This window comes from Terriglobus sp. YAF25 (assembly GCF_052113305.1).
Taxonomy (GTDB): domain Bacteria; phylum Acidobacteriota; class Terriglobia; order Terriglobales; family Acidobacteriaceae; genus Terriglobus.
On the sequence record NZ_JBFRCY010000622.1, the window covers coordinates 1 to 2,816 of the forward strand.

The 2,816-nt window shown below is 61.3% G+C and carries 3 protein-coding genes; all 3 read left to right on the forward strand.

Annotated features, from left to right (window positions below):
- The coding region (gene rpsB / locus AB4043_RS21290) for a 30S ribosomal protein S2 (protein ID WP_442308012.1) at positions 1–711 on the forward strand (711 nt) is incomplete at its 5' end.
- A 146-nt stretch (positions 712–857) separates the two neighbouring features.
- Positions 858–1,523 carry a translation elongation factor Ts gene (tsf, locus tag AB4043_RS21295; RefSeq protein WP_442301035.1) on the forward strand — a complete coding sequence of 222 codons (666 nt, stop codon included), beginning with the start codon at positions 858–860 and terminating at the stop codon, positions 1,521–1,523.
- 145 nt (positions 1,524–1,668) lie between these two features.
- Positions 1,669–2,816, forward strand: a 1,148-nt coding sequence (locus tag AB4043_RS21300; RefSeq protein ID WP_442308013.1) for an RtcB family protein, incomplete at its 3' end; no start/stop codon positions are given.

Consider the following 2,816-nt stretch of genomic DNA (forward strand, 5'->3'; position numbering starts at 1 on the left):
GGCAAGACCGTTCTGTTCGTCGGCACCAAGCGCCAGGCGCAGGACGCCATCGCTGAGGAAGCCGAGCGCGCCGGTATGCCGTTCATCAACAACCGCTGGCTTGGCGGTCTGCTGACGAACTGGGTTACGGTGCAGAAGTCGGTCAAGCGTCTGCAGGAGCTGGACGAGATGTCGACCGATGGCCGTTATGAGCTGATGACGAAGAAGGAAGTCATCCGCCTGGAGCGCGAGCGCAAGCACCTGCATGCCAATCTCCGTGGCATCAAGAACATGCGTCGCCTGCCGGATGCGATCTTCATCGTCGACTCGAACAACGAAGCTATTGCCGTCTCTGAGGCCCGCAAGCTGGGCATCCCGGTAGTAGCCGTTGTCGACACGAACTGCGACCCCACCGTGGTTGACTACGTCATCCCCGGCAACGATGACGCTCTGCGCGCCATCCGTCTGTTTACCACCAAGATCGCCGACGCAGCCCACGAGGGCGTGCAGATGGTTGGCGACAAGGCGTTTGCCGACGAGTACCAGGATGTGACCCCGGTTCAGACCGAGTCGCACTTCCTCCCTGACGACGGCGAAGAGGGCGATGTCGTAGTTGCTGCTCCGGAAGCTGCGGCTGAAGAAGAAGAGACCGTCGATCTGGAAGCTGCCCTGGGTGGCGGCATCCGCAAGACGGAGAGCGAGACCGAGGTTACCGCCGAAGCCGGCGCCTAAGCAGATCACGAACTTTCACAAGGGAGCGTGGCTGCCGGTTCATTGGCAACCACGCTCTTTTTGTATGCCTGCCGCGTAACCGGATATTGATGTGCGCGGGATGGCAGATCAACGAAGATTTGAACGGAAAAGAAGGGAAATGGAACATGGCGACTGAGACTGCAAAGATCGACGCAAAGCTGGTAAAGGAACTCCGCGAGAAGAGCGGCGCTCCCATGGGCGACTGCCTGAAGGCGCTGCAGGAGGCCAAGGGCGATATGGAAGAGGCATTTGTCGTGCTGCGTAAGCGCGGCATGGCTTCCGCGGCCAAGAAGGCTTCGCGCTCGACCAACGAGGGCCTGGTGGGCAGCTACATCCACGCCGGCGGAAAGATCGGCGTTCTGCTGGAGCTGAACTGCGAGTCCGACTTCGTTGCCCTTACCACCGACTTCCAGGAACTGCTGAAGGACATCGCGATGCACATCGCTGCAACCGATCCTCGCTACGTCGGCAAGGAAGAGGTTACGGCTGAGGACATCGAGCGTGAGAAGGAAGTCTACCGCGCTCAGGCTGCCGCCAGCGGCAAGCCGGCCAACATCATCGAGAAGATGCTCGAGGGCAAGATGTCCAAATTCTACGAGGAGGTCTGCCTGCTGGAGCAGCCCTTCATCAAGGAACAGTCGCTGACTATCGCGCAGCTTATCGCGCAGAAGATCGGCAAGCTTGGCGAGAATATCTCGGTTCGCCGCTTTGCCCGCTTCAAGATCGGCGAGTCCAACTGGACCGTCGCGACCACCAAGCTCGCCGCTTCGACAGAGGAAGCACAGGCATAAGTCTGCGCTTCAACTCTGCACCAGACGAGGCCCGGCGACAGCCGGGCCTTTTACTTTGYCGCCAACGCGATTCGCGCGGAGGTGGTGACTCAGCCTTGTTCCCGCGCTTGCTCGGCGCGGAGATCAGACAGAAAGGAGAGCAGCAATGCAGTTGGTAGACAACATCCCGGTATGGGGAAAGCATGAAGAGAACACGCTGGAGCAGGCAAAGGTCTGTGCCCGCCACGCGGACTATATGGCCCTGATGGCCGATGGACATCTTGGTTACGGCGTGCCAATTGGCGGAGTGATCGCAAGCGAGGGTCGCATCAGCCCTACGGCTGTCGGGTTCGATATCGCGTGCGGAAACAAGGCCGTGCGCCTGGATATTCCGGGCAGTGAAGTGCGGCAGAACATCACGCGCATCATGGACGACGTGTGGAATACGCTCTCCTTCGGTGTCGGTCGCAGGAACAACGAAGACGTGGACCATGCGATCTTCGCGAAGGACGGCCATCCCGGCTGGGATACCGATGCCGCGAAGCCTCTGAAGCGTAAGGCCCAGGCGCAGTTGGGTACCATCGGCAGCGGCAACCACTACGTCGATCTGTTTGTCGACGAGCAGGACCGCGCTTGGGTTGGTGTGCACTTCGGCTCGCGTGGCCTGGGCCACGGCATTGCGACGTGGTTCCTGAAGGCCGCAGGCGCGAAGGACGGCATGATGGTTGATCCTGTCTTCCTGGACGTGACCAGCGACCTGGGAGCGCAGTATGTCGCCGCCATGCAGTTGGGCGGAGCCTATGCCTACGCGGGGCGTGACTGGGTGTGCGATCGTGTGGCGCGTCTGCTGGGTGCGAGTGTGGTGGAAGAGGTGCATAACCACCATAACTTCGCCTGGCTGGAAGAGCACGGGGGCAAGCAGATGTGGGTCTGCCGTAAGGGCGCCACGCCTGCGTTTCCGGGGCAGAAGGGCTTTGTCGGCGGCACGATGGGAGAGCGGTCGGTGATTCTGGAGGGTGTGGACTCTCCAGACTCTAAGACTGCGCTGTACTCCACGGTGCACGGCGCGGGCCGAGTGATGGGCCGTAAGCAGGCGGCAGGTGTGTACGACCGCAAGACCGGGGAGTGTAAGCGTCCCGGGCTGGTGACGCTGCAGATGATGCAGGAGTGGCTGCAGGCATCAGGTGTAGTGCTGCGTGGCGGTGGGCTGGATGAGAGCCCGCACTGCTACAAGCGTCTGCACGAGGTGATCGCGGAACATGGCGACACGGTGCGTGTGCTGCATACGCTCACTCCGCTGGGCGTGGCCATGGC

What these genes read in the sequence shown, in the direction of transcription:
- tsf (WP_442301035.1), top strand. Translation starts at nt 858, where the DNA reads ATGGCGACTGAGACTGCAAAGATCGACGCAAAGCTGGTAAAGGAACTC.